This window comes from Winogradskyella sp. HB-48 (assembly GCF_049942685.1).
GTDB lineage: Bacteria > Bacteroidota > Bacteroidia > Flavobacteriales > Flavobacteriaceae > Winogradskyella.
Map to the genome: position 1 here is coordinate 1247628 of NZ_CP187934.1, position 21310 is coordinate 1268937.

At 35.0% G+C, this 21310-nt stretch carries 20 protein-coding genes; 8 read left to right on the plus strand and 12 right to left on the minus strand.

Features of this window, described 5'->3' with window-relative positions; translation table 11 throughout:
- Positions 1-35: 35 nt before the first annotated feature.
- Entirely contained in the window at positions 36-3167 is a 3132-nt protein-coding gene (locus tag ACPX19_RS05555; RefSeq protein ID WP_426431991.1) for a UvrD-helicase domain-containing protein, read from the minus strand.
- A 113-nt stretch (positions 3168-3280) separates the two neighbouring features.
- On the opposite strand from ACPX19_RS05555, the gene ACPX19_RS05560 reads away from it, so the two are divergent.
- A complete protein-coding gene (locus ACPX19_RS05560; RefSeq protein WP_426431992.1) occupies positions 3281-3889 on the plus strand; it encodes a superoxide dismutase in 609 nt (202 codons plus the stop codon).
- Between the two features lie 505 nt (positions 3890-4394).
- Here ACPX19_RS05560 and ACPX19_RS05565 read toward each other — a convergent pair.
- The 4 genes from ACPX19_RS05565 to ACPX19_RS05580 all read right to left on the minus strand — a co-directional run bounded on the left by ACPX19_RS05565 (position 4395) and on the right by ACPX19_RS05580 (position 8609).
- On the minus strand, positions 4395-6293 hold the full coding sequence (locus ACPX19_RS05565) for an amidophosphoribosyltransferase (protein ID WP_426431994.1): 1899 nt from the start codon (positions 6291-6293) through the stop codon (positions 4395-4397).
- Positions 6294-6338: 45 nt separating this feature from the next.
- Positions 6339-7268 carry a PfkB family carbohydrate kinase gene (locus ACPX19_RS05570; protein ID WP_426431995.1) on the minus strand — a complete coding sequence of 310 codons (930 nt, stop codon included), beginning with the start codon at positions 7266-7268 and terminating at the stop codon, positions 6339-6341.
- A gap of 80 nt (positions 7269-7348) precedes the next feature.
- Positions 7349-7990: a viroplasmin family protein gene (locus tag ACPX19_RS05575; RefSeq protein WP_426431996.1), complete on the minus strand. Its 642-nt coding sequence runs from the start codon at positions 7988-7990 to the stop codon at positions 7349-7351.
- A 49-nt stretch (positions 7991-8039) separates the two neighbouring features.
- Positions 8040-8609 (minus strand): phosphoribosylglycinamide formyltransferase, encoded by a 570-nt coding sequence (locus ACPX19_RS05580; RefSeq protein ID WP_426431997.1) that lies wholly within the window; start codon positions 8607-8609, stop codon positions 8040-8042.
- A gap of 182 nt (positions 8610-8791) precedes the next feature.
- On the opposite strand from ACPX19_RS05580, the gene ACPX19_RS05585 reads away from it, so the two are divergent.
- The 5 genes from ACPX19_RS05585 (at position 8792) to pyk (ending at position 13095) form a co-directional block, all read left to right on the plus strand.
- Positions 8792-9025: an acyl carrier protein gene (locus ACPX19_RS05585; RefSeq protein ID WP_007647141.1), complete on the plus strand. Its 234-nt coding sequence runs from the start codon at positions 8792-8794 to the stop codon at positions 9023-9025.
- Between the two features lie 12 nt (positions 9026-9037).
- Entirely contained in the window at positions 9038-10288 is a 1251-nt protein-coding gene (fabF, locus tag ACPX19_RS05590; RefSeq protein WP_426431999.1) for a beta-ketoacyl-ACP synthase II, read from the plus strand.
- Positions 10289-10295: 7 nt separating this feature from the next.
- The gene (gene rnc, locus ACPX19_RS05595) at positions 10296-11039 is read left to right on the plus strand and encodes a ribonuclease III (protein WP_426432001.1); all 744 of its coding nucleotides are present in this window, start codon (positions 10296-10298) and stop codon (positions 11037-11039) included.
- A 135-nt stretch (positions 11040-11174) separates the two neighbouring features.
- On the plus strand, positions 11175-11651 hold the full coding sequence (locus ACPX19_RS05600) for an IPExxxVDY family protein (protein WP_426432002.1): 477 nt from the start codon (positions 11175-11177) through the stop codon (positions 11649-11651).
- Between the two features lie 4 nt (positions 11652-11655).
- The gene (gene pyk, locus ACPX19_RS05605; protein WP_426432004.1) at positions 11656-13095 is read left to right on the plus strand and encodes a pyruvate kinase; all 1440 of its coding nucleotides are present in this window, start codon (positions 11656-11658) and stop codon (positions 13093-13095) included.
- A 67-nt stretch (positions 13096-13162) separates the two neighbouring features.
- On the opposite strand, the gene ACPX19_RS05610 is transcribed toward pyk, so the two are convergent.
- The 5 genes from ACPX19_RS05610 to dinB all read right to left on the minus strand — a co-directional run bounded on the left by ACPX19_RS05610 (position 13163) and on the right by dinB (position 17347).
- Entirely contained in the window at positions 13163-14476 is a 1314-nt protein-coding gene (locus tag ACPX19_RS05610; protein WP_426432006.1) for a DUF3570 domain-containing protein, read from the minus strand.
- 10 nt (positions 14477-14486) lie between these two features.
- Positions 14487-14699: a DUF4266 domain-containing protein gene (locus ACPX19_RS05615; protein ID WP_426432008.1), complete on the minus strand. Its 213-nt coding sequence runs from the start codon at positions 14697-14699 to the stop codon at positions 14487-14489.
- On the minus strand, positions 14692-15678 hold the full coding sequence (locus ACPX19_RS05620) for an FAD:protein FMN transferase (protein ID WP_426432009.1): 987 nt from the start codon (positions 15676-15678) through the stop codon (positions 14692-14694). The genes ACPX19_RS05615 and ACPX19_RS05620 overlap by 8 nt, the downstream gene beginning before the upstream one ends.
- 10 nt (positions 15679-15688) lie before the next feature.
- Positions 15689-16126: a thioredoxin family protein gene (locus ACPX19_RS05625; RefSeq protein ID WP_243473507.1), complete on the minus strand. Its 438-nt coding sequence runs from the start codon at positions 16124-16126 to the stop codon at positions 15689-15691.
- Positions 16127-16234: 108 nt separating this feature from the next.
- Positions 16235-17347, minus strand: coding sequence for a DNA polymerase IV (gene dinB, locus ACPX19_RS05630; RefSeq protein ID WP_426432011.1), 1113 nt, complete (start codon positions 17345-17347; stop codon positions 16235-16237).
- A 30-nt stretch (positions 17348-17377) separates the two neighbouring features.
- Between dinB and ACPX19_RS05635 the strand changes: the two genes are divergently transcribed.
- Positions 17378-17851, plus strand: a complete 474-nt coding sequence (locus ACPX19_RS05635; protein ID WP_426432012.1) for a CYTH domain-containing protein — start codon at positions 17378-17380, stop codon at positions 17849-17851.
- Entirely contained in the window at positions 17851-18390 is a 540-nt protein-coding gene (locus tag ACPX19_RS05640; RefSeq protein ID WP_426432014.1) for a YciI family protein, read from the plus strand. The genes ACPX19_RS05635 and ACPX19_RS05640 overlap by 1 nt, the downstream gene beginning before the upstream one ends.
- A gap of 57 nt (positions 18391-18447) precedes the next feature.
- Here ACPX19_RS05640 and ACPX19_RS05645 read toward each other — a convergent pair whose 3' ends face one another.
- Entirely contained in the window at positions 18448-20364 is a 1917-nt protein-coding gene (locus ACPX19_RS05645; protein WP_426432015.1) for an OmpA family protein, read from the minus strand.
- Between the two features lie 19 nt (positions 20365-20383).
- Positions 20384-21295, minus strand: coding sequence for a PorP/SprF family type IX secretion system membrane protein (locus ACPX19_RS05650; protein WP_426432016.1), 912 nt, complete (start codon positions 21293-21295; stop codon positions 20384-20386).
- Positions 21296-21310: the final 15 nt, after the last annotated feature.

A 21310-nucleotide genomic window follows, 5' to 3' on the forward strand; every position in this document is an offset into this window, starting at 1 on the left:
TGAATTTGTTCTTTGGCAAAGATACTATCTTGAAATTAGACTTCAACAACTTCAACGCTTTCATTTATGTAAACAAGAAATTTATGTGTTACATGATAGTCCATTGCCTTAAGAATAGAGGCGTAAGAGTTAAGTTGTGAGCTATGTGATGTTTTTTGTTCACCTGTTTTGTAATCTATTATTGTGACTTCATTTTTTGAGCTGATATTGAGACGATCTGGCCTAAGAAGTTCGCCAGTTGGCGTAACAATGTCCCTTTCATTATAAGCTTTATGAATATCGTGAAAATAATGACTTATTTTCGGATGATGTATAATCTCCGTAACGGTAGTTCTGAGATTTTCTTTATCATTTATGGTTATATCACCTGACACCAACAAGTCATCAATAGCAAAGTCAACGTCATCTTGTGTTGTAATTTTAGATAATAATAGATGAACCAAATTACCTCGCTCTATAGCTTTTCCCTGTTTAGTGTCCCAAAGTTGACCGGCTTTTGTAACGATTCTTAAATTGTGATCTTCTTTAGGAACAGAAATTAAATTAATAGAATTGGTGTCTAATTTTAATTCCGTTTTTTGTTTTATATTTTTTGAGGTACCAAAGCTGTACGTAAGATTATTATCTGACCATAATCCTTTTTCTTGCAAATAAGCAATAAACATACCTGCGTATGTTTTTTCATTTACTACACCTTTAGAATTAACATCTTTTTTTGTAATTATATATAACTGTTCTACTGCTCTAGTTAATGTGACATATAAAAGGTTAATATTATCTAACTCAAGTTGATTTTTTTGTAGTTCATAAAGATGTTTGCCAACATCACCAAAGTGTTCAACATCACTATTGTAATTGAGTAATAACATTTTAAAATCTTGATAGTTGTATTTGTCTACAGGAAACCAAACCTTTGGGTCTATTTCTTTGTAAATATTAAGATCTGAGTACGGGAAAATAACAACTGGGAATTCTAATCCTTTTGACTTATGTATGGTCATTATTAGTACCGAATTATTATTTTGAGGGGAAATAACACTAAGACTATCTTTTTTCTTTTCAAAATAATTAATAAATGAAGATAAATCTGAGTTTTGCTTTTGTGTAAATTCTAAAACAACATCTAAATAAAATTGAAGAAATGCATCAGATGCGTTATGAAGGTTAAAAGTTCTAATTAATTCTTCAATCAACTCATATAGAGGTAATTGTAATAATTTATTTTTATTTATATAGATGTTTAAATTTTCAAATTTTTTAAGCATTTGATCAAAACCAATGGAGATATGCGAGCTGTAGAATGAGTGCTTATCTTCTAAATTATGTTGATTTGCTAAAAAAGCTAAAACGTCAATTTTTAAACTATCATTATCGGTTTGAAGTAATAATTTTAAAAAAGAATCGATAAAGAGAACTTTGTCTGAGTTTTTCAAAAGTAAGGTTTCAGACGAGGTAATCTTTATGCCTTTTTCACTAAGAAATTTAGCAATTTCAACACCTTCTCTTCGTTTTCTTACAATGACGCAAATATCATCTAATGTAAAACCATTTTTAAGACATTCTTCAATGGTTTTAATAACACTACTTGTATATAATTGGTTAGCGTCATCATCTTTAGAAATATCTAAAAACTCTATATTTACATAACCTTCTGTGTCTTTAAAAGTTTTTTGTTTAGAATTTCTATAAAGTTCGGCATATCTATCATCATTAAAATAATTCTGACTTAAAAATTGGAAAAAATCATTATTGAAATTTATAATTTCAATGGCACTCCTGTAATTGGTATCTAAGCTTAGAACTTCTGCTTCAACCTGAAACGGATTGGTTGATTTGTTATAAAGGTTAATAAACTGTTCTGGTTCACCACCTCTCCATCTGTAGATAGACTGTTTAGCATCTCCTACAAGCATAGCAGAGCCGTTAGATGCAGAGAGTGCATTGTCTAGAAGTGGAACCAAGTTTTCCCATTGCATTTTTGAGGTGTCTTGAAACTCATCTATAAAGTAGTGTTTAAATTTTTCGCCCAAACGCTCATAAATAAAAGGTGTGGGTTGGCCTTTTATTTCATTGCTTATAATCTTATTAAATTCTGAAATGAGCAATTTGTTTTGTTCCTCTTTTAGAATATTCAACTCTTGTTGAATAGCATTTAGTACGGAAAGCGATGTAATATTTTTGTAAAAGCCTTGTTTAAGTTTGAGCTCAAAAATTAGATTTTTAGTTTTTAAAAACGCTTCTGATAGGTTAAACTGAATACTTTCTATGGTACTAGCAATGGTATCTGTAACACGTTTTGGGTAGAGGGTGCCGCCTTCAACTAAGTTGTTTTGCCAAGCTGTACCGAAAGAAATATTAAAATTGCGTTCAGATAAATTGATAAAATATTTCGGAAGATATTTTCCGCTAAAATCTTCATGCATTAATCCGCTTTCATCCAATAATGTCAATACTGCATTTGCTGTAGCTATAATATCGTTTTCGATTTTATTGATTGCTTTTATTAAATCTGATTTTAGGATTTTAAAGTCTTCAATGGTTTTGTCCTTAAATGTTTCAATTGCTGAGATATCATTTTCGTTAACTAAAAGCTTTGCTATCTTATTGAAGTCGTAGCTAATGTCCCAGCTTTTGTCATCATCAGCTTTTTCAATGGCAAAATCAACAAGTGTTTGGGTTAAGGTCTCATTGTCTCCTGCTCTTGAAATTAATTTGTCAACTGCCTCATTAAGAAGTCGTTCTTGGTCTAATTCCACTTCAAAGTTCACAGGAAGTTTTAAGTCATGAGCAAAGTTTCTTATCACTCTATGCGTAAAACCATCAATTGTAGAGATATCAAATGCACCATAATTGTGCATTATATGCTTTAAAATTTCATTAGATCGCTGTATTAGAAATTCAGGTGTGACTGATAATTCCTCACAGATAGCACTAAACATTGGATGTGGCTCATATAAGCTTTCTTCTTGAGAAAACGCTTTTAGCATTTCAATGATTCGCTCCTTCATTTCACCAACTGCCTTATTAGTGAATGTTATGGCTAATATGGACTTAAACTGTTCGTTGTTTTTAGACTGAACAAGAATTTTAATATAGGTCTTTGCCAAGGTAAATGTCTTACCACTGCCTGCAGATGCGTTATATATTTTAAAGGCTGAGTCTTGCAAAAGATTAATTTTATACCAAAATAGGGAATCTTAATAATTTATTTAGAACTTCTTGTTTTCAAAATCGTAAATTTGTTAAAATAGAAATAGTAACACTAAAAAACATAAAAATTATGGCTTTTGAATTACCAAAATTAAAATATGCGTACGATGCTTTAGAACCACACATTGATGCTCGAACAATGGAAATACATCATACCAAGCATCATGCAGGGTATACATCAAAATTAAATACGGCAATAGAAGGTACGGATTTGGAAGGAAAATCCATTGAAGATATTTTGGCAAATCTAGATATGAATAATATGGCAGTAAGAAATAATGGTGGGGGTTTTTATAACCATTCTTTATTTTGGGATGTATTAAATCCTGAAGACAGAGGTTATTTGTCAGGAGAGCTAAAGGATGCCATTGAAGCAGAATTTGGTTCTAAAGATGCTTTTGTTAGCGCTTTTTCTAATGCAGCCGCTACTCAATTCGGTTCAGGCTGGGCATGGTTATGTGTACACAAAGGCGGTAAAGTTGAGGTTTGCTCTACACCAAATCAAGATAACCCATTGATGCCAGGAGTTAGTTGTGGTGGTACTCCAATATTAGGATTAGATGTTTGGGAACATGCTTATTATTTAAACTACCAAAATAGAAGACCAGATTATATTGAAGCTTTCTTTAAGGTTATTAACTGGAACGAGGTTGAGCGTCGCTACGCTAAGGCTAAATAACATAAATTGAAATATAATTAAAGTCAGACTTATGAGTCTGGCTTTTTTTTTTGATGTGAATAATAAAATTTTTAATAGTACTAAAAATGAAAAAAGGTGAACAGAGAGTTCACCTTTTTTGCCCCAAATCTACCATAAACTTAACCTACTTATGTTATGGTGACTCAAATATAGGTTTACATTAATTTAATAGTTAAATTTATTGGATAAACGACCTATATATTAGTCTAAGCGTGGAAACTAGGACAATAGAATGAGATTAAAGAGAAAAACAGTATGCCGGTGAGTAAATTACTTAAAGCATTACTTTAATTTATGTCCATAAAAAAAGGTGAACACTGTTCACCTTTTTTTGCCCCAAATCTACCATGAACTTAACCTACTTATGTTATGGTGATACCAATGTAATTTTAATTTGTTAAAATAGATACATATATTAGATGAAATGCAATTTTTATAGGTAAAATACATAATTTTTCGGATTAAACGCTAATCTACATGGTGATTAGTACGCGCGCTCCTTATTGCCTTCATAAAAGTTGATAAATGCTCTGTTTACAACTCTATTTCCTCCATCAGTGGGATAATTACCAGTAAAATACCAATCGCCTAAGTTTTTAGGACAGGCCTTGTGTAAATTCTCAACAGGTTGAAAAATAATCTTTACTTCAGCATTAACAGATTCATCACTCAATAGTTCAGCTATTTTGTCTGAGATTTCATCATCAGTAAAGTTGACGTAAATTTCTTTGACATGGTTAACCACATTTTTGTCTTTAAGGTCTACTTGCTTTAAACACTTCTCATAAACTTCGTCAACAATATGATATTGATTGTTATCCTTTAATAGTTCTAATGCAGCTCTAAAAGCCACTAGACTCTCAAGGTTAGCCATGTCAATTCCGTAACAATCTGGGTAACGTATTTGAGGCGCAGAAGAAACAACAACTATTTTTTTAGGATTTAACCGATCCATCATTTTTATGATACTTTTCTTTAGGGTCGTACCTCTTACAATGCTATCGTCTATAATAACCAAGTTATCCGTTGGTTTAATAACTCCATAAGTTACATCGTAAACGTGAGCAACCAAATCATCCCTGCTGCTATCTTCAGTAATGAAAGTTCTTAATTTTACATCCTTAATCGCAATTTTTTCTATTCTTGGTCTTTCAGATAAAATTTCCTCAACCCTTTCTGCAGATAATTCCCTTTGCCCTTTTAGTATGGCTTTTGTTTTTTTGTGATTAAGGTGCTCTTCTACAGTATCAATCATACCAAAAAATGACGTCTCTGCAGTATTTGGAATATATGAAAATACGGTATTTTTAGTATCGTTATCAATTGCCTTTAGAACTTTAGGCATTAATAAACGACCTAGTTCTTTTCGCTCTTCATAAATTTCAGCATCACTTCCTCTAGAAAAGTAGATACGTTCAAATGAACAAGCCTTTCTTTCTAATGGTTCTAGTATTTTTTTAATTCTTAATTCACCAGATTTTTTAGTGATAATAGCATGACCTGGTTCTAATTCCTTTACGTCATCAAAAGGTACATTAAAAACTGTCTGTATAACAGGACGCTCGGAAGCTACTACGACGACTTCATCATCTTTATAATAATAAGCAGGTCTTATGCCAGCGGGATCTCTAAGTACAAACGAATCTCCATGACCTAATAACCCTGCCATAGCATAACCACCGTCCCAGTTTTTGGCGGCACGCTTTAAAATTTTACTGAGTTTTAAGCGTTCTGCAATTAGTGGCGAACACTCTATTTTAGAATACCCTTCTTTTTTAAGGTCTTTATAAATTTTGGCCACGGCATCATCTAAAAAATGACCTATTTTCTCCATTACCGTAATGGTATCTGCCTTTTCTTTAGGGTGCTGACCAATATCTACCAAGTTATTAAAAAGTTCATTAACGTTGGTCATGTTGAAATTGCCAGCCACAATGAGGTTTCTATGCATCCAATTGTTTTGCCTCAAGAATGGGTGAACACTTTCTACACTGTTTTTTCCAAAGGTACCATAGCGCACATGACCCAGTAGTAATTCACCAATGTAAGGGATATTCTTTTTTTGTAGTACAACACTGTCCTTATATTCAGGGTGTTGTAACATTTCTTTATTGATGCGTTCATTTATCTGGGAGAAAATATCTTGTATGGGTTGCTGGGCAATGGATCGAACCCTACTTATGTAGCGTTCACCAGGTTTTGTGTCTAATTTAATACTTGCAAAACCAGCACCATCTTGTCCGCGATTGTGCTGTTTTTCCATCATTAAATACATTTTGTTTACACCATAAAACGCACTACCATATTTTTCTTTATAATATTCTAATGGTTTTAAAAGCCTTATGAGTGCTATACCGCACTCGTGTTTTAAAGCATCACTCATATTGTGTAATAAAAAAACGCGCTAAAAATTGAGCGCGTTGGTTTTTTAAGTTGTTAATTCTATATCAAATTGTGTTAGACTCTTAAATTGGTCCAAACGTTTATACACTTCTTCGTTTGTTAAATTGATCATACGTTCTGTTCCAAATTTTTCAACACAGAACGAAGCTAAGGTAGAACCATAAATTACGGCCGTTTTTAAATTTTCAAAAGAATAATCACCAGTTTTTGCTAAATAACCTGCAAATCCACCTGCAAAGGTGTCACCAGCTCCAGTAGGGTCAAATACTTCTTCTAAAGGTAGTGCTGGCGCAAAGAATACGCTATCATTATGAAAGAGTAAAGCACCATGTTCGCCCTTTTTAATAACGACATATTTTGGTCCCATTTCATGAATTTTTCTGGCAGCAACAACCAATGAGTATTCACCAGTTAATTGCCTTGCTTCTTCGTCATTGATTGTAATGACGTCTACATGCTTCATTGTATGGTGTAAATCTTCTAAAGCACAATCCATCCAAAAATTCATGGTGTCTAAGATGACCATTTTTGGCTTTGTGTTCATTTGATTTAACACCCTCATTTGGGTGATTGGATGCAAGTTTCCTAGCATTACAACCTCGGCATCTTTATAACTTTCAGGAACTTTGGGTTCAAAGTCAGCAAGGACATTTAGTTCAGTTGCCAAAGTGTCCCTGGAGTTCATGTCATTGTGGTATTTGCCACTCCAAAAGAAGGTTTTACCATCTTTTACGATTTCTATGCCAGATACATTAATGTTTTTATTAGACATAAGGTCTAAATATTTCTGAGGAAAATCACCACCAACTACTGAAACAACCGCAGAATCAACATTAAAGTTTGAAGCCGCTAGACCAATAAAGGTGCCAGCGCCACCAAGGATTTTGTCGGTTTTACCAAAAGGTGTTTCAATAGCATCAAACGCCACTGTTCCAACAATTACTAATTTACCCATTAAAGTAAGTTTGAATTACCGTGCAAAAGTACATAAAATATATTGCTGATGAAATATACATGGCAACATCTAAGGTGTAATTATTTCCTTCCAAAATCAGCTGGAATTTCACCCCAAGCTTTGGTTTCCCATTTTACTATGGTTGTTGAATAATTATTTGTTTTTAACCATTTAACAGCACGATCTACAAGTTCAAAAAGCGCTTTATTTTTTTCGTTCCGTTCCAACTTTGAATTACAAGCTTTTTTACGCACCCAACTCATGGCTGTTTTAGAGTCAGTATATATAATACGGTCGCTATTACGCTGTTTTAAAAACGCTAATCCGTGTACAATAGCTAGAAATTCACCGATATTATTGGTACCTTCTTCAAAGGGCCCTTGAATAAAGAGTTGCTTTTTAGTCTTGGTATCTACACCTCTATATTCCATTTTACCAGGATTGCCAGAAGACGCGGCATCGACTGCAATGGAATGAAAATTGGGATGACCTATTTTTTTTAACTGTTCTTCAGAAAGCTCACTTATAAGGGCTTTAGATTTACCTATATAATTTTTTGGCCCGTCTTTTAGGGCTTTTTTTGCGGCTTCAAAAGTTGAAAACGATTTGTATTGAGCCCCTTTAAAATCTTTGATTTGTGCCTTGCAGTCGTCCCAAGATTCAAAAACCCCAGTACGATGACCTTTCCAAACGGTGTAATATTTCTTCCTTTTCTTTGACATTTTTGTATCCTGAACTTGTTTCAGGATTTCATTAGTATTAATGCGCTTCTTAAAGGTTGATTAATAATCTTTCAACAACTTTTGGAAAATGCTCCATTTCCAATTCATGGATTTTAGCAGCAACATCAGCAGCAGTGTCTGACGCTTTCACTTCACATTTTGCCTGAAAAATGATGGCTCCTTCGTCATAATTTTCGTTGACATAATGAATCGTAATGCCAGTTTCTGTTTCTTTATTTTCTACAACCGCATGATGCACATGCATACCATACATGCCTTTCCCACCATATTTCGGAAGTAAGGCAGGATGAATGTTAATGACCTTATTCTCAAATTCATTGAGAATAAACTCAGGAAATTTCCAAAGAAAGCCAGCTAGTACAATTAAGTCAGGATTAGACAATTTTAAGATGTTAAGCACATCTTGAGACTTGCTAAATGCTATTCTATTAAAAGATAAAGCACTGACATTAAGTCTTTTACATCGATCTAATACTTTGGCATGAGGATTGTTAGTCAGTACCTGAATAACAGACACATTATCGCTGTTTTGAAAAAACTTGATTAAATTTTCAGCATTAGATCCACTTCCGGATGCAAAAATTACAATACGTTTCATTTACAGGTATATTGGTTTATTATTCAGAAACAAAAAAAAGAATAATAATTAACAATTAGGCGCAAAACAGAAATACTTCTGCCAATTTTTGTCATTAAGATGCACATTTTATCGGTAAAGGTGATTTTTAAAATAAAGTTTTTTATTTTTGCGGTCTAATTAAAACTTAAAATTAAAAGATTATGTCAGACATTGCATCAAGAGTAAAAGCGATTATCGTAGACAAATTAGGTGTTGATGAAAACGAAGTTGTAACTGAAGCAAGCTTCACTAACGACTTAGGTGCAGATTCATTAGATACTGTAGAATTAATCATGGAATTTGAAAAAGAATTTGATATTCAAATCCCAGACGATCAAGCTGAGAACATCGCAACAGTTGGTCAAGCTATCTCTTATATAGAAGCAGCAAAATAAGACTTTATTTTTATGGAATTAAAGCGAGTAGTAGTTACTGGTTTAGGTGCACTTACACCTATTGGCAATACCAAGGATGAATATTGGAATGGTCTTGTTAATGGAAAAAGTGGCGCTGCCCCAATTACGTATTTTGATGCTGAAAAGTTCAAAACGCAGTTCGCTTGTGAAATAAAAAATTTTAACGTCGAAGACTTTATTGATAAAAAGTTAGCGCGTCAGATGGATAAGTTTTCTCAATACGCAATGGTAGCTTCTGATGAAGCTATTGCAGATTCGAAACTAGATTTAGATGCGATTAACAAGTACAGAGTAGGAGTAATTTGGGGAGCAGGAATAGGTGGTTTAGAAACATTTCAAGAAGAAGTGCTTAATTATGCCGCTGGTGACGGAACACCTCGATTTAGTCCTCGTTTCATTCCAAAAATGATTGCAGATATAGCACCAGGAAACATATCTATTAAGTATGGTTTCATGGGTCCCAACTACACAACAGTATCTGCTTGCGCATCTTCTGCCAATTCAATGATTGATGCCTTAAACACAATTCGTTTAGGCCATTGTGATGTAGTAATTACAGGCGGAAGTGAAGCTGCAGTAACTATTGCAGGTATGGGAGGATTTAACGCTATGCATGCTATGAGTACAAGAAATGATAGTCCTGAAACTGCCTCAAGACCTTTCGATGCTAATCGAGATGGTTTTGTATTGGGTGAAGGTGCAGGTGCTATTGTTTTAGAAGAGTACGAGCATGCTAAAGCAAGAGGAGCTAAAATTTACGCTGAAGTTGTAGGTGGTGGTTTATCTTCTGATGCTTATCATATGACAGCACCTCATCCTGACGGTATTGGAGTTGTTGCGGTAATGAAAAACTGTTTAGAAAATGCTGGTTTAAAACCCGAAGATGTAGATCATATTAATACACACGGAACATCCACACCTTTAGGAGATGTTGCCGAATTAAAAGCTATATCAGAAGTGTTTGGAGACCATGCAAAGACTATAAATATTAATTCTACCAAGTCTATGACTGGTCATTTGTTGGGTGCTGCAGGTGCAATAGAAGCTATTGCGTCTATATTAGCATTAGAAAATGGTATTATACCACCAACAATTAATCACGAAACAGTTGATGAGCAAATAGACCCAGAATTAAATTTAACGCTCAATAAAGCTCAGAAGAGAGATATTAAAATAGCTATGAGTAATACATTTGGATTTGGCGGTCACAACGCTTGTGTATTATTTAAAAAATTAGACTAAATCCCGAATGAGTTTCATTCGTAACATATTAAAAAATTCCCGTTCATTCGATGACGGGAATTTTTTTTTGAAACTCAAAGATATTCTAGGCTTTAAACCAAAATCCCAAAGCTTATATATCAATGCTTTCACTCATCGTTCAATGAATATTAAGGATAAAAGAGGAAATCCTATTAATTACGAACGATTAGAGTTTGTTGGTGATGCTATGATAAGTTCTGTTATAGCTGCGTATCTTTACGATCAAGTTCCTCATGGTGATGAAGGTTATCTCACCAAAATGCGCTCTAAAGTAGTGAGTAGAGAACACCTTAACGAATTGGGTAAAGAGCTAAAGCTCATAGACTTAGTTCAAAGTAGAATACCAAAATCTAATTTTGGAAACAATATTCATGGGAATCTTTTTGAAGCTTTAGTTGGAGCTATTTATTTGGACAGAGGATTCAAGGCCTGTGAAAAATTTTTGTACAAACGCATTATACATCCACATGTAGATATTGAAACTTTAGAAGGTAAAGTCATTAGTTATAAAAGTTTACTGATAGAGTGGTGTCAAAAAGAAAAAAATACTTTTGATTATGAAGTGTATGAGGATACAGGTAATGATGAGTTAAAGCACTTTTCTGTAAAACTTAGTATTAATGATAAAGTAGTTTCTAAGGCTAGAGCAACTTCAAAGAAAAAGGCTGAAGAAAAAGCTTCTAAACGTGCTTTTTTTGCATTTCAAAAGCAAATCACAAAGCTTATATAATCTAGAGTTACACAGGAATCTATAGAAAAGCTAAAATCTATAACGTTTTCGTAGGTTTTAAGGGTTAAGATTAACCAAAAGTTGACATTATCAACCTATTATTGTACTATATTTACCTTCTAAAGTTATAACTGTATGGCGTTGCATAAACTTGTAGTTGATGATTTTTATGACGATACCTACAAACTCATTGCTATACATTGTGGGTTAGAAGATTATCGTTTAGCCTATCTGCTTAACCAAAGTTTAGATCTGAGACTACAACGAAAATCAGAAGATTTAGACATGGGATATTTAAAATCTTCTTACAGTATTTTTGAGTGGGATAATGCATCGCAGTATGTAGTTTGGAACTTAGTATCTAATGTTTGTAAAAAGGAAGAAGATAGTTTGTACAGTACAGGGTTATTTCAAACTAACGAAAAAGTAATAAAAACATTCAATCTTGTTCCTGAGTATAAAAAGGTAGATTATTTTATTAAGATTTCTGATGAGATTCAGAATGTCAATGAAAAACTCATATTAAACAAGCTTCAAAATATACCACAGATTGTAACGAGTTATTCGGTTAATCCGTCTGAATTAAAATCTAAAGATCATTTAATTTTTTGAATTCATGCCAAACAAAAAAACCAAAATAGTAGCCACATTAGGCCCAGCTACAAGCAATAAGGAAACCTTAAAAGCCATGATGGAAGAGGGTGCAAATGTATTTAGAATTAATTTTTCTCACGCTAATTACGATGATGTAAAAGAGCGCATAGACATGATACGTGAACTCAATGAAGAGTTTGGGTTTAACGCTGCAATATTAGCAGATTTGCAAGGTCCTAAGCTTAGGGTTGGTACGATGAAAGGTGAAGTGATTGTAAATGAAGGAGATGAAATTATCTTTGCCACAGGTAAGCGTTTTGATGGTACTAAAGAGCGTGTTTACATGACTTATGAAAAATTTCCTCAAGATGCAAAGCCAGGTGAACGTATTTTATTGGATGATGGTAAACTAATTTTTGAAGTCGTTTCTACCGATGGGAAAAAAGAGGTAAAGGCAAGGGTAATACAAGGTGGTCCACTTAAATCTAAAAAAGGTGTCAATCTACCCAATACCAATATTTCTCAGCCAGCTTTAACAGAAAAAGATATTGAAGATGCTATTTTTGCCATTCGTCAGGAAGTGGACTGGATTGCTTTGTCCTTTGTGCGTCATGCGGAAGATTTGATGGAGTTGGAAGAACTGATAAAAGAGCACAGCAATCATAAAATTCCAATTATAGCTAAGATTGAAAAACCTGAAGCCGTTGAAAATATTGACAAAATAGTGGCTTACTGTGATGGTTTAATGGTAGCTCGTGGTGATTTAGGTGTAGAGATTCCTGCCGAGGAAGTACCACTAATACAAAAGCAATTGGTATTGAGAGCCAAACGCGCCAGAATTCCTGTAATCATAGCAACGCAAATGATGGAAACCATGATTTCTAGCCTAACACCAACTCGTGCTGAGGTTAATGATGTTGCTAACTCAGTAATGGATGGAGCCGATGCGGTTATGCTATCTGGTGAAACGTCTGTAGGACAGTATCCTGTGCAGGTTATTCGTCAAATGTCTAATATTATTAAGAGTGTAGAGGATTCTCCATTAATTGAAGTACCTCAATCGCCTCCTCATATTCGTACCAAGCGTTACATAACAAAATCTATTTGTTACCATGCTGCAAACATGGCGAATGAGATAAATGCAAAAGCCATTTCAACACTAACTAATAGTGGTTATACAGCATTTCAGATTTCGGCATGGAGACCAAAAGCACATATTTTAGTTTTTACCTCCAATAGACGTATTTTATCACAATTGAGTTTACTTTGGGGCGTAAAAGCGTTTTATTATGACCGATTTGTAAGTACTGACGAAACCATTGAGGACGTCAACGCTATCGCGTGTAAAAAAGGGTATTTAGAAGTTGGTGATATGTTAATCAGCTTAGCGGCAATGCCTATTAAAGATAGAGGTATGGTAAACACTTTACGTGTTACGGAGATTGAGAGTTGTAGTTTTTAACTAAAATTTAATCGTTAAGGTATTATATATCTATTATGTAAATAGTAATAGTTAAGAAACTAATTTCCTAGTTCATTATAAATTTAAGTCCTGTTGTTATGATACTCGAGCCAAAAGTCGTGTTTCTATCGTATTTGTAATACTTCAAATCCACACTCTTTAGTCCAAATTTCCAAACATGAGCTTTTGTAAAGATGTCTGTATAGGAAATACCAAAACCAAACTGATTAGATGAATATTTAGACAAATCATAGTCAGATGTATAAAATTCATAGCTAGATAAAGCTGTTTCGTAAGAGTAAAAATAGTCAGCGGCAGTTTGATTATAAAATCTGTAAGATGGGTATAATGTAAATTTGTCAGATAGTTTAAAAGGAACTTCAATACTGGCCGTATGCGAATTAATGCCCCAATCATCATAATAATAACGATAAAAAGTTCTTACAGTAAAGGATTCGTTGAGAAACCAATTCAATCTCCCTCCAATAGCCACTTTAAATCTTGAGTCTGGTAACTGCTCAATAGCGTCAGCAAGCTGAAAATCTTCAATAAAGGAATCTGCAATGTCAGAAAAATAGACACGCTGAAAAGGAGTAGATAATAACCCATCTTGTTTTACTAAATCTACCGATAGTGATCCTTGTACGTTTTTATGTAGTATTTGAGAAAGTCCAAAACCGATAGAATAAGAGTTTCTACTTTCATCCTTAAATTTTGTGAATATAGGGTTGTAATTTTGATTTCCAGTGATGGTGTTTTGGGTAAATAATGAATTGTTAATTCCGTTTCCATTTTCACCAAAAGGGCGAAGTTCTATAGGATAGATAGCATTCCATGTGTCTAAATAAACATTAGCACTAATACTTAGTTCTGTGCTTTTTTCATTGAAAAGCTTGGTGTAACTACCGCCAAAACCTACAGAAAAGTAGTCATATTCGGTTGACACCGATAATTTTGCAGACCAGATATCATTCCTGTCATCAGAATTGTGCCTATAACTTGCGGTAAGGTTTGACCATACATCACCACTAGAGGCACCAGATGAGGCTTGAAATGGGCTAGCCGTACCATTATCAAAAGGATTAATATTACTTGAAGAAGCAGAGGTATAAGCAGAAACACCAGCATCAATAGTTAATACATCATCTGCATTCAAAGGGATTGAAACAACGAAGGTCGCTGTAGCATCGGTTAACTCCTCTGTGCCAGTTCCACCACTTACAGCAGCATTATCACCATTTTGAGTGTAGTAGCTAGATAAAAAATCGATTTCTGTTGTTTCTAAGACTCTTTTTTTATAGCCATCGCTCGAGTCTTGATCAATTTGCGCAGTTAGTTTAAAAAAACCAAACAGGCTTAGGAAAATTACTAAATTTTTCAATTTTTATTTTTTAATTACAACCACAGCCACCACCTGTTTTTCCTCCGTTTGCGCCTGTAGCAGCTTCCCTGTATGAATGCATAGTGCTTACATTTCTATCACACTTTTTATCTGCCAATACCATATCGGGATCATTAATATTTACTTTTTCATATTCTTTTACAACTACACAACTACTTAAAAAGCAAGAGAATACAACGAGTATTATTGTTTGTTTAATCATGATTTTCTATTTCTATGTTTTTTGACTTTATAATGTTTCCCTTGTCATCTATAATAATGCATTCAATATTTGGGAGCTGATTAATACGATCTAGGCCAGTATCTTTTCCCATAACAAAAACAGAAGTTGCTAAAGCGTCTGCCAGTTCAGCTTTTGGTGCAAAAACGGTAACGCTTATTATACCACTCGATGGATAACCTGTGCGAGGATCAATAATGTGTGAATACCTTATTCCGTTGAAATTCACAAACTTTTCATAGTTTCCTGAAGTTACCACAGCACTATTATTAATAGGTAATAGCGCAAACGCTTTATTCTTGTTTAAAGGATTTGTGATAGCAACCTTCCATTCACTTCCATTAGGTTGTTTTCCCCAGGTATTCATGTCTCCAGATGCGTTGATAATCCCAGCAGTAACTCCTTTAGACATAAGCAATTCTTTAGCTTTATCTGCCGCATAACCTTTGCCAATGGCTCCAAAACCTATCTTCATGCCTTTAAGTTTTAAAAAGACAGTATTTTTAGATTTATCTAGTAAAATATTTTTAAAGCCTACCTTTTCAACAGAGACTTTAATTTCATCTTCACTCGGCATCTCTTTCATGCTACCATCAAATTTCCAGATTTTATCCATTGAGGCATAACTGATATCAAAAGCACCATCTGTAAGTTGAGAAATAGCAATTGCGCGCTCTATAAGCTGAAATAATTCTAGGTCAACTTCTACTGCTTTTATACCTGAGTTTCTATTAATTTCGGATGTTTGCGAGTTTTCATCCCAAGAAGAAACAAGACTCTCAATTCTTTCAATTTCATCAACAGCTAGTTTAATAAATTTTTTCCCTTCTAAAGAATCTTTTGCAACAACAGTAATGTCAAAACGGCTACCCATTAACTTGAGGGTTTCCTTGAAAGTTTGTTGCCCAGAACTTATATTAACATTAGTTATAAATAGGACTAATGTGAGAAGGTATTTCATTTGCTTAAATTTATTTTAAAAAAGCATTTATTTCTTCGATATACTTTTTAGGTGTCGCTTTTTTATAGCTCGTCTCACCAAGAACTTCTCCTTTTGAGTTTAAAACAACTACAAAAGGAAAGTAACCTTGCTTATTATATTTTTCAGCAAGTTTTTTGTTGGCTTCTGTTTGTTCTTCTGAGAGTTTGTTGCTTTTTTTTCTTGGAAAATCAGCCTTTAGCATCACATAATGTTCTTTAGCATAGGATTTAAATTCTTCAGTACTCCAAATTTCTTTATCTAGTTTTATACAAGGAGCACACCAATCAGAACCTTGAAAAACTAAAATAATTGGCTTGTTGCTGCTAGTAGCAATTTCTTGTGCTTCAGAAAAGTCTGTGTGCCATTCTTGTGCATTTACTATTGCAATGCTAAACAACAATGATAGTGTAGTGAGTATTATCTTCATTTTTTAAAAAATAACAACATAGTTAAACGAAAGATACGTTGGTTTATTTTTAATAATGTAACTTTTATTACAAACCTTTATAATAAACGTCAGAATTATTTTAATGGTCTAAAATTCGAACTTTAACTGCGCGCTAACCGATGTTTTATCCTCTTCAGTTGATTGAGGCTTTTTGTCTCTATCAGTATTCAAATTAGATAAAGATATTCCCAAAAGACGTACTGAATTGTTCAATTTTTCTTGATATAAAAGTTCTTTTGCAGTTTCTAAAATAATAGATTTGTCACTTATATAATATAGAAGAGTTTTACTACGGGTTTGTAAGGTAAAATCACTGTATTTTATCTTTAATGTTATTGTTTTACCTGCAACTCGGCTTTTCTCTAGCCGTTTGGAAACTTCTTCAGCTATATGGTCTAATTTTTCGAGCATGAAAATTTCTGAAGAGAGGTTTTCGTTGAAGGTACGCTCAGCAGCTAACGATTTTCTTATGCGATTTGGTTTTACTTCACTATTATGGATTCCTCTCACCACGTAATAATAATAGCGACCAGATTTACCAAAGTTTTGGTCTAAATACTCCAAGCTTTTAGATTTTAAATCCTTGCCTGTAAAGATGCCTTTTTGGTACATTTTTTCGGCAGTAACCTTACCCACACCATAAAACTTTCTAATGTCTAAATCTTCTAAAAATTGAAGAACGTCTTCAGGGTTTACGGTTTTTTGTCCGTTTGGCTTATTATAATCACTCGCAACCTTAGCAATAAATTTATTAGTAGAGATACCTGCGGAAGCCGTTAAGCCAACTTCGTCAAAAATGCGTTGTCTTATTTTCTTGGCAATCAAAGTAGCGCTAGGAAGCCCAATTTTGTTTTCAGTAACATCTAAATAAGCTTCATCTAAAGATAAAGGTTCGACCAAATCAGTGTAGTCAAAAAATATTTTTCGTACACGGTTAGAGATGTCCTTATAACGGTCAAATCGTGGTCTAACAAAAATAAGTTCTGGGCATAGTTTCTCGGCCAAACGACCAGACATAGCACTTTTTACTCCAAATTGTCGTGCTTCATAGCTTGCAGCACTAATAACGCCACGTTTTCCACCACCACCAACAGCAATAGGCTTACCTTTAAGATCAGGATTGTCCATTTGCTCTACAGACGCATAAAACGCATCCATATCTACATGAATTATCTTTCTTATTGGTAAATCGTTTAGCATAATGTAAATTTAGACATTAAAAACCTTTTAATGGCAGTAGAAATAGAACGTAAATTTTTAGTCACCTCTAATGATTTTAAAAAGCAAGCAACTAGAAGTTATGGCATAAAACAAGGTTTTTTGAATAGTCACAAAGAGCGTACAGTAAGGGTAAGATTGAAAAATGATAAAGGATATTTAACCGTAAAAGGAAAATCATCAGAAGATGGTTTGGTACGTTTTGAATGGGAAACCGAGATTACTACACAAGAAGCACAACAGCTTTTAGAGTTATGTGAAGAAAGTATAATTGATAAAATGCGTTATGAAGTGAACTTTGGTAAACATACTTTTGAGATTGATGAGTTCTTTGATGACAATGAAGGCTTAATTATAGCTGAAATAGAATTACAATCAAAAGCTGAAATTTTTAACAAACCTGATTGGTTAGGAAAAGAGGTTACAGGAGATATTAGATATTATAATTCGCAATTGAGTAAACAACCTTATAAAACTTGGAAATAATGAAAAACATACTTTTTACATTGTATTTAACCTGTTTTCTAGTGTCATGTAAAAATGGAACAGAATCTGAGAAAGGTGCAGAAATAGCCACAGAAAATGATATTGTAGAAGTACCAGTTGAAAAATCCAATTTATTAAATACGAAAAAGAAATCCGTAGCAGAATTAAGAGCTGAACTTGTGAGCAAGGGTTATGAGGTCTTTGATTATATAGATGAAAAGACTAAAGACACTACTTTGATGCAACAATATTTTATTGCATTTTTAAAAAGTGGCCCAATACGAAATCAAAATGAGGAAGAAGCCAATAGGCTTCAAAGTGAACACTTGGCTCATTTAGGCAAAATGTATGAGTTAGGCTATGCTGATATCTCTGGCCCTTTTGGGGATGATGGTGAGATCAGAGGAATTACTATCTACAATGTGCCAACATTAAAAATGGCAGATAGTCTGGCTAATGCCGATCCAATGGTAAAAGCAGGACGATTGGTTATAGAAGTTCATCCTTGGTGGGCTGCAAAAGGCTATCCATTACGATAAAAAGACAAAAAAGCGCCCCGTGAAAATGGGGCGCTTTTTTTATCGTAAAGTCAGGTTTTACTGTTGTTCATTTGGTCCGCCGCCAACTATTTTAAACTCGGAACGTCTGTTTTGCTGGTGTTCTTCGTCGCTGCAGTTGGATCCACAATTGACCTTAGGCTCGGACTCACCCTTGCCCTCAGCAGAAATACGTGAAGCGTCTATACCCTTTGAAATTACGTATTGTTGGGTACTCTTAGCTCTGCGCTGCGACAGTCTTTGGTTGTATGAATCGGATCCTCTGCTGTCCGTATGGGAGGTTGCGTTGATCACCAGTTCCGGGTACTTGTTCATGATCTGTACCAGTTTGTCCAGTTCAAAAGCCGCCTGTGCGGTGATGTTGGACCTATCGAAATCAAAATAGATCGGGTTAAGCACGATTTCCTCAGGGGTCATGATTTTCTCTATAGGGTCCAGAGATATCTGAACGGCCAGTTCCTCTTCGCTGGTCCCTTTTACCGGTACTTTCTTGCTTTCAAAATCTTCCATGACCACTTCCAGTTCGGTATCCTGTTCGCACTCGACTATGAATTCGGCAACACCCTCTTCGTTCGTTGTTTTTGAAACGATTTTATTACCGTCCGCATCATATAAGGACACGGAAGCACCACTTAAGGGCTCTCTGGTTGTATCATCTAAAACAGTCGCTGTTATTAAAACATCGCAAAGCGGCTGAAGCTTTTTAAAGGCATAGACATCATCACTGCCTTTGCCACCTTCCCTGTTAGAGGACACAAAACCTTCCTCGGTTTCCTCGTTGATGGTAAAGGCAAAATCGTCACCGTTGCTGTTGATAGGGATGCCGACATTCCTTACGGGCGCCATCTTTCCATCAACAACCTTGGTATAGAACACATCCATACCGCCAAGTCCCAAATGCCCGTTGGAAGAGAAATAAAGCGTATTGTTGCTGCTGATGTACGGGAACATTTCCTGTCCCTCGGTGTTGACCTTCTGTCCCAAGTTCTCAGGCTCTCCCAAAGTACCATCTTCATTGATGGCCGCTTTGTAAATATCGAAGTTACCGTAACCACCAGGCATGTTAGAGGAAAAATATAGAGTAGATCCGTCGGCACTTACAGAAGGATTTTTAACCGAATAGTTTTCGCTGTTTATGGCTAAACTTTCAACGGTATCCCAATCATTCCCCAATTTGGTAGCTTTGAACAAATAAAGCTGGCTATAACGCACTTTACTTAAAGAGTCTTTTTGAAAATCCTTTTCAAAATAACTTTCTCTTGAAAAGTACATGGTCTTGCCATCTGGTGTAAAGGACACTAAGCCTTCGTGATATTTAGTGTTGATTTTGTCATTCATCAACGTTGCATTACCATAAGCACCATCAGAATTTTTGGTAAGTGTATAAATATCCAAAAAAGGTTCTTCGTTCCAACCGTAGGTTTTTCGGTTGTCATTTCTGGCAGAGGTAATGAAAAGCTTACCATCATTCACTATCCCACCAAAATCAGACTGCGCTGAGTTAAAACCTGCGTCTTGTACATTAAACTTTTTACCTTGTTCAAGAATTTTTGGCAAATAGTTAGGGTTCTTTCTAAATGCAGTTGCCCTATTATCTGCAGGTCGCATGGAAGCGAACTTTTCCATTTGCTTGTTGGACTCGTCATATTTGCCGTTGGCCTTGAGCATTTCGGAATATTTATAGATCATCTCAGGATTATCTTCAGACTCTAAAGCTTTGGCATACCATTTTTCCGCTTCAACGGTATTGAAGATGTTGTAATAGCACTCGGCCAATTGTCCGTACACATAAGGCGATCCGTCCCCTTTGTCGATAAGCTTTTTATAGCTTTCGGCGGCATCGACGTATTCGAACCTGGCGAATTCCTTGTCGGCCTTTTTGGTGTCCTTGTTCTGAGCAGTTAAGCATAGACCACTCATCAACGAGATAAATAATAGTGTTTTTAAGTTTTTCATAATTGTTTAGCTTAACCGGTTAGAAGTATCTAGGTGAACGTGAAACGCGTTTCGGGAAATTAAGGTCGAACAGGAGCATCACCTCATGAGAGGCAGGCGCAAATGCCTTGATATCCGATGATACGGCATCATAGGCATAACCCACTCTGAGGGATGGCGACAGCGCAAAATTGACCAGACCCGAGAACGAATCGTCCAATCTGTACGAAGCACCGATTTCAAACTTTTTGAAGAACCTTGCGTTAAGGTTCACATCAAAAGACGTAGGTGCATTAAAAGCAGATTTAACCATAAAAGAAGGTTTCAGTTCTGTATTTGCCGACAAATCAAAAACATAACCTCCTGTTACAAAGTAGTGCTGTGTTTCAGAGCCGATTTTATTTCCGTTAGAATCAAGGTGGACAGATGCCAACATATTTGGGACCGATACAGATAAATAATATTTATTTGTGTAATAGAAAAAACCAGCACCAATATTTGGTGTGGTTTCATTTATCTGCATACCAAAGAAGGGATCACCAGCATCAATGACATCAACGTTACCAGTAGTAAGATTTATGTCATGAAATGTGGCTCCCGCCTTCACACCGAAGGCTAGGCGGTGCTCGCCGCCCAGTTTCAAGGTATAGGACAGGTCAACGTAGGCGTTGGTCTCTTTGACAGGGCCTAATTGGTCCGCGATCAAGGATACACCCAATCCAAGGTTATTACCAATAGGTGAGTGGCCAAAAAATGTTCCGGTCTCTGGACCACCATCAATTCTAGACCACTGGTTTCTGTATAATAATCCGAATGAAAGATTCTCTCTAGAACCTGCATAAGCTGGATTAACAATATTCATATTATACATGTACTGCGTGTACTGTGGGTCTTGTTGCCCGTACGTTTGCAACGCGAGGAGCAAAACCGCTATTATCGTGAGTTTTTTCATTATAATTTAAGTTGA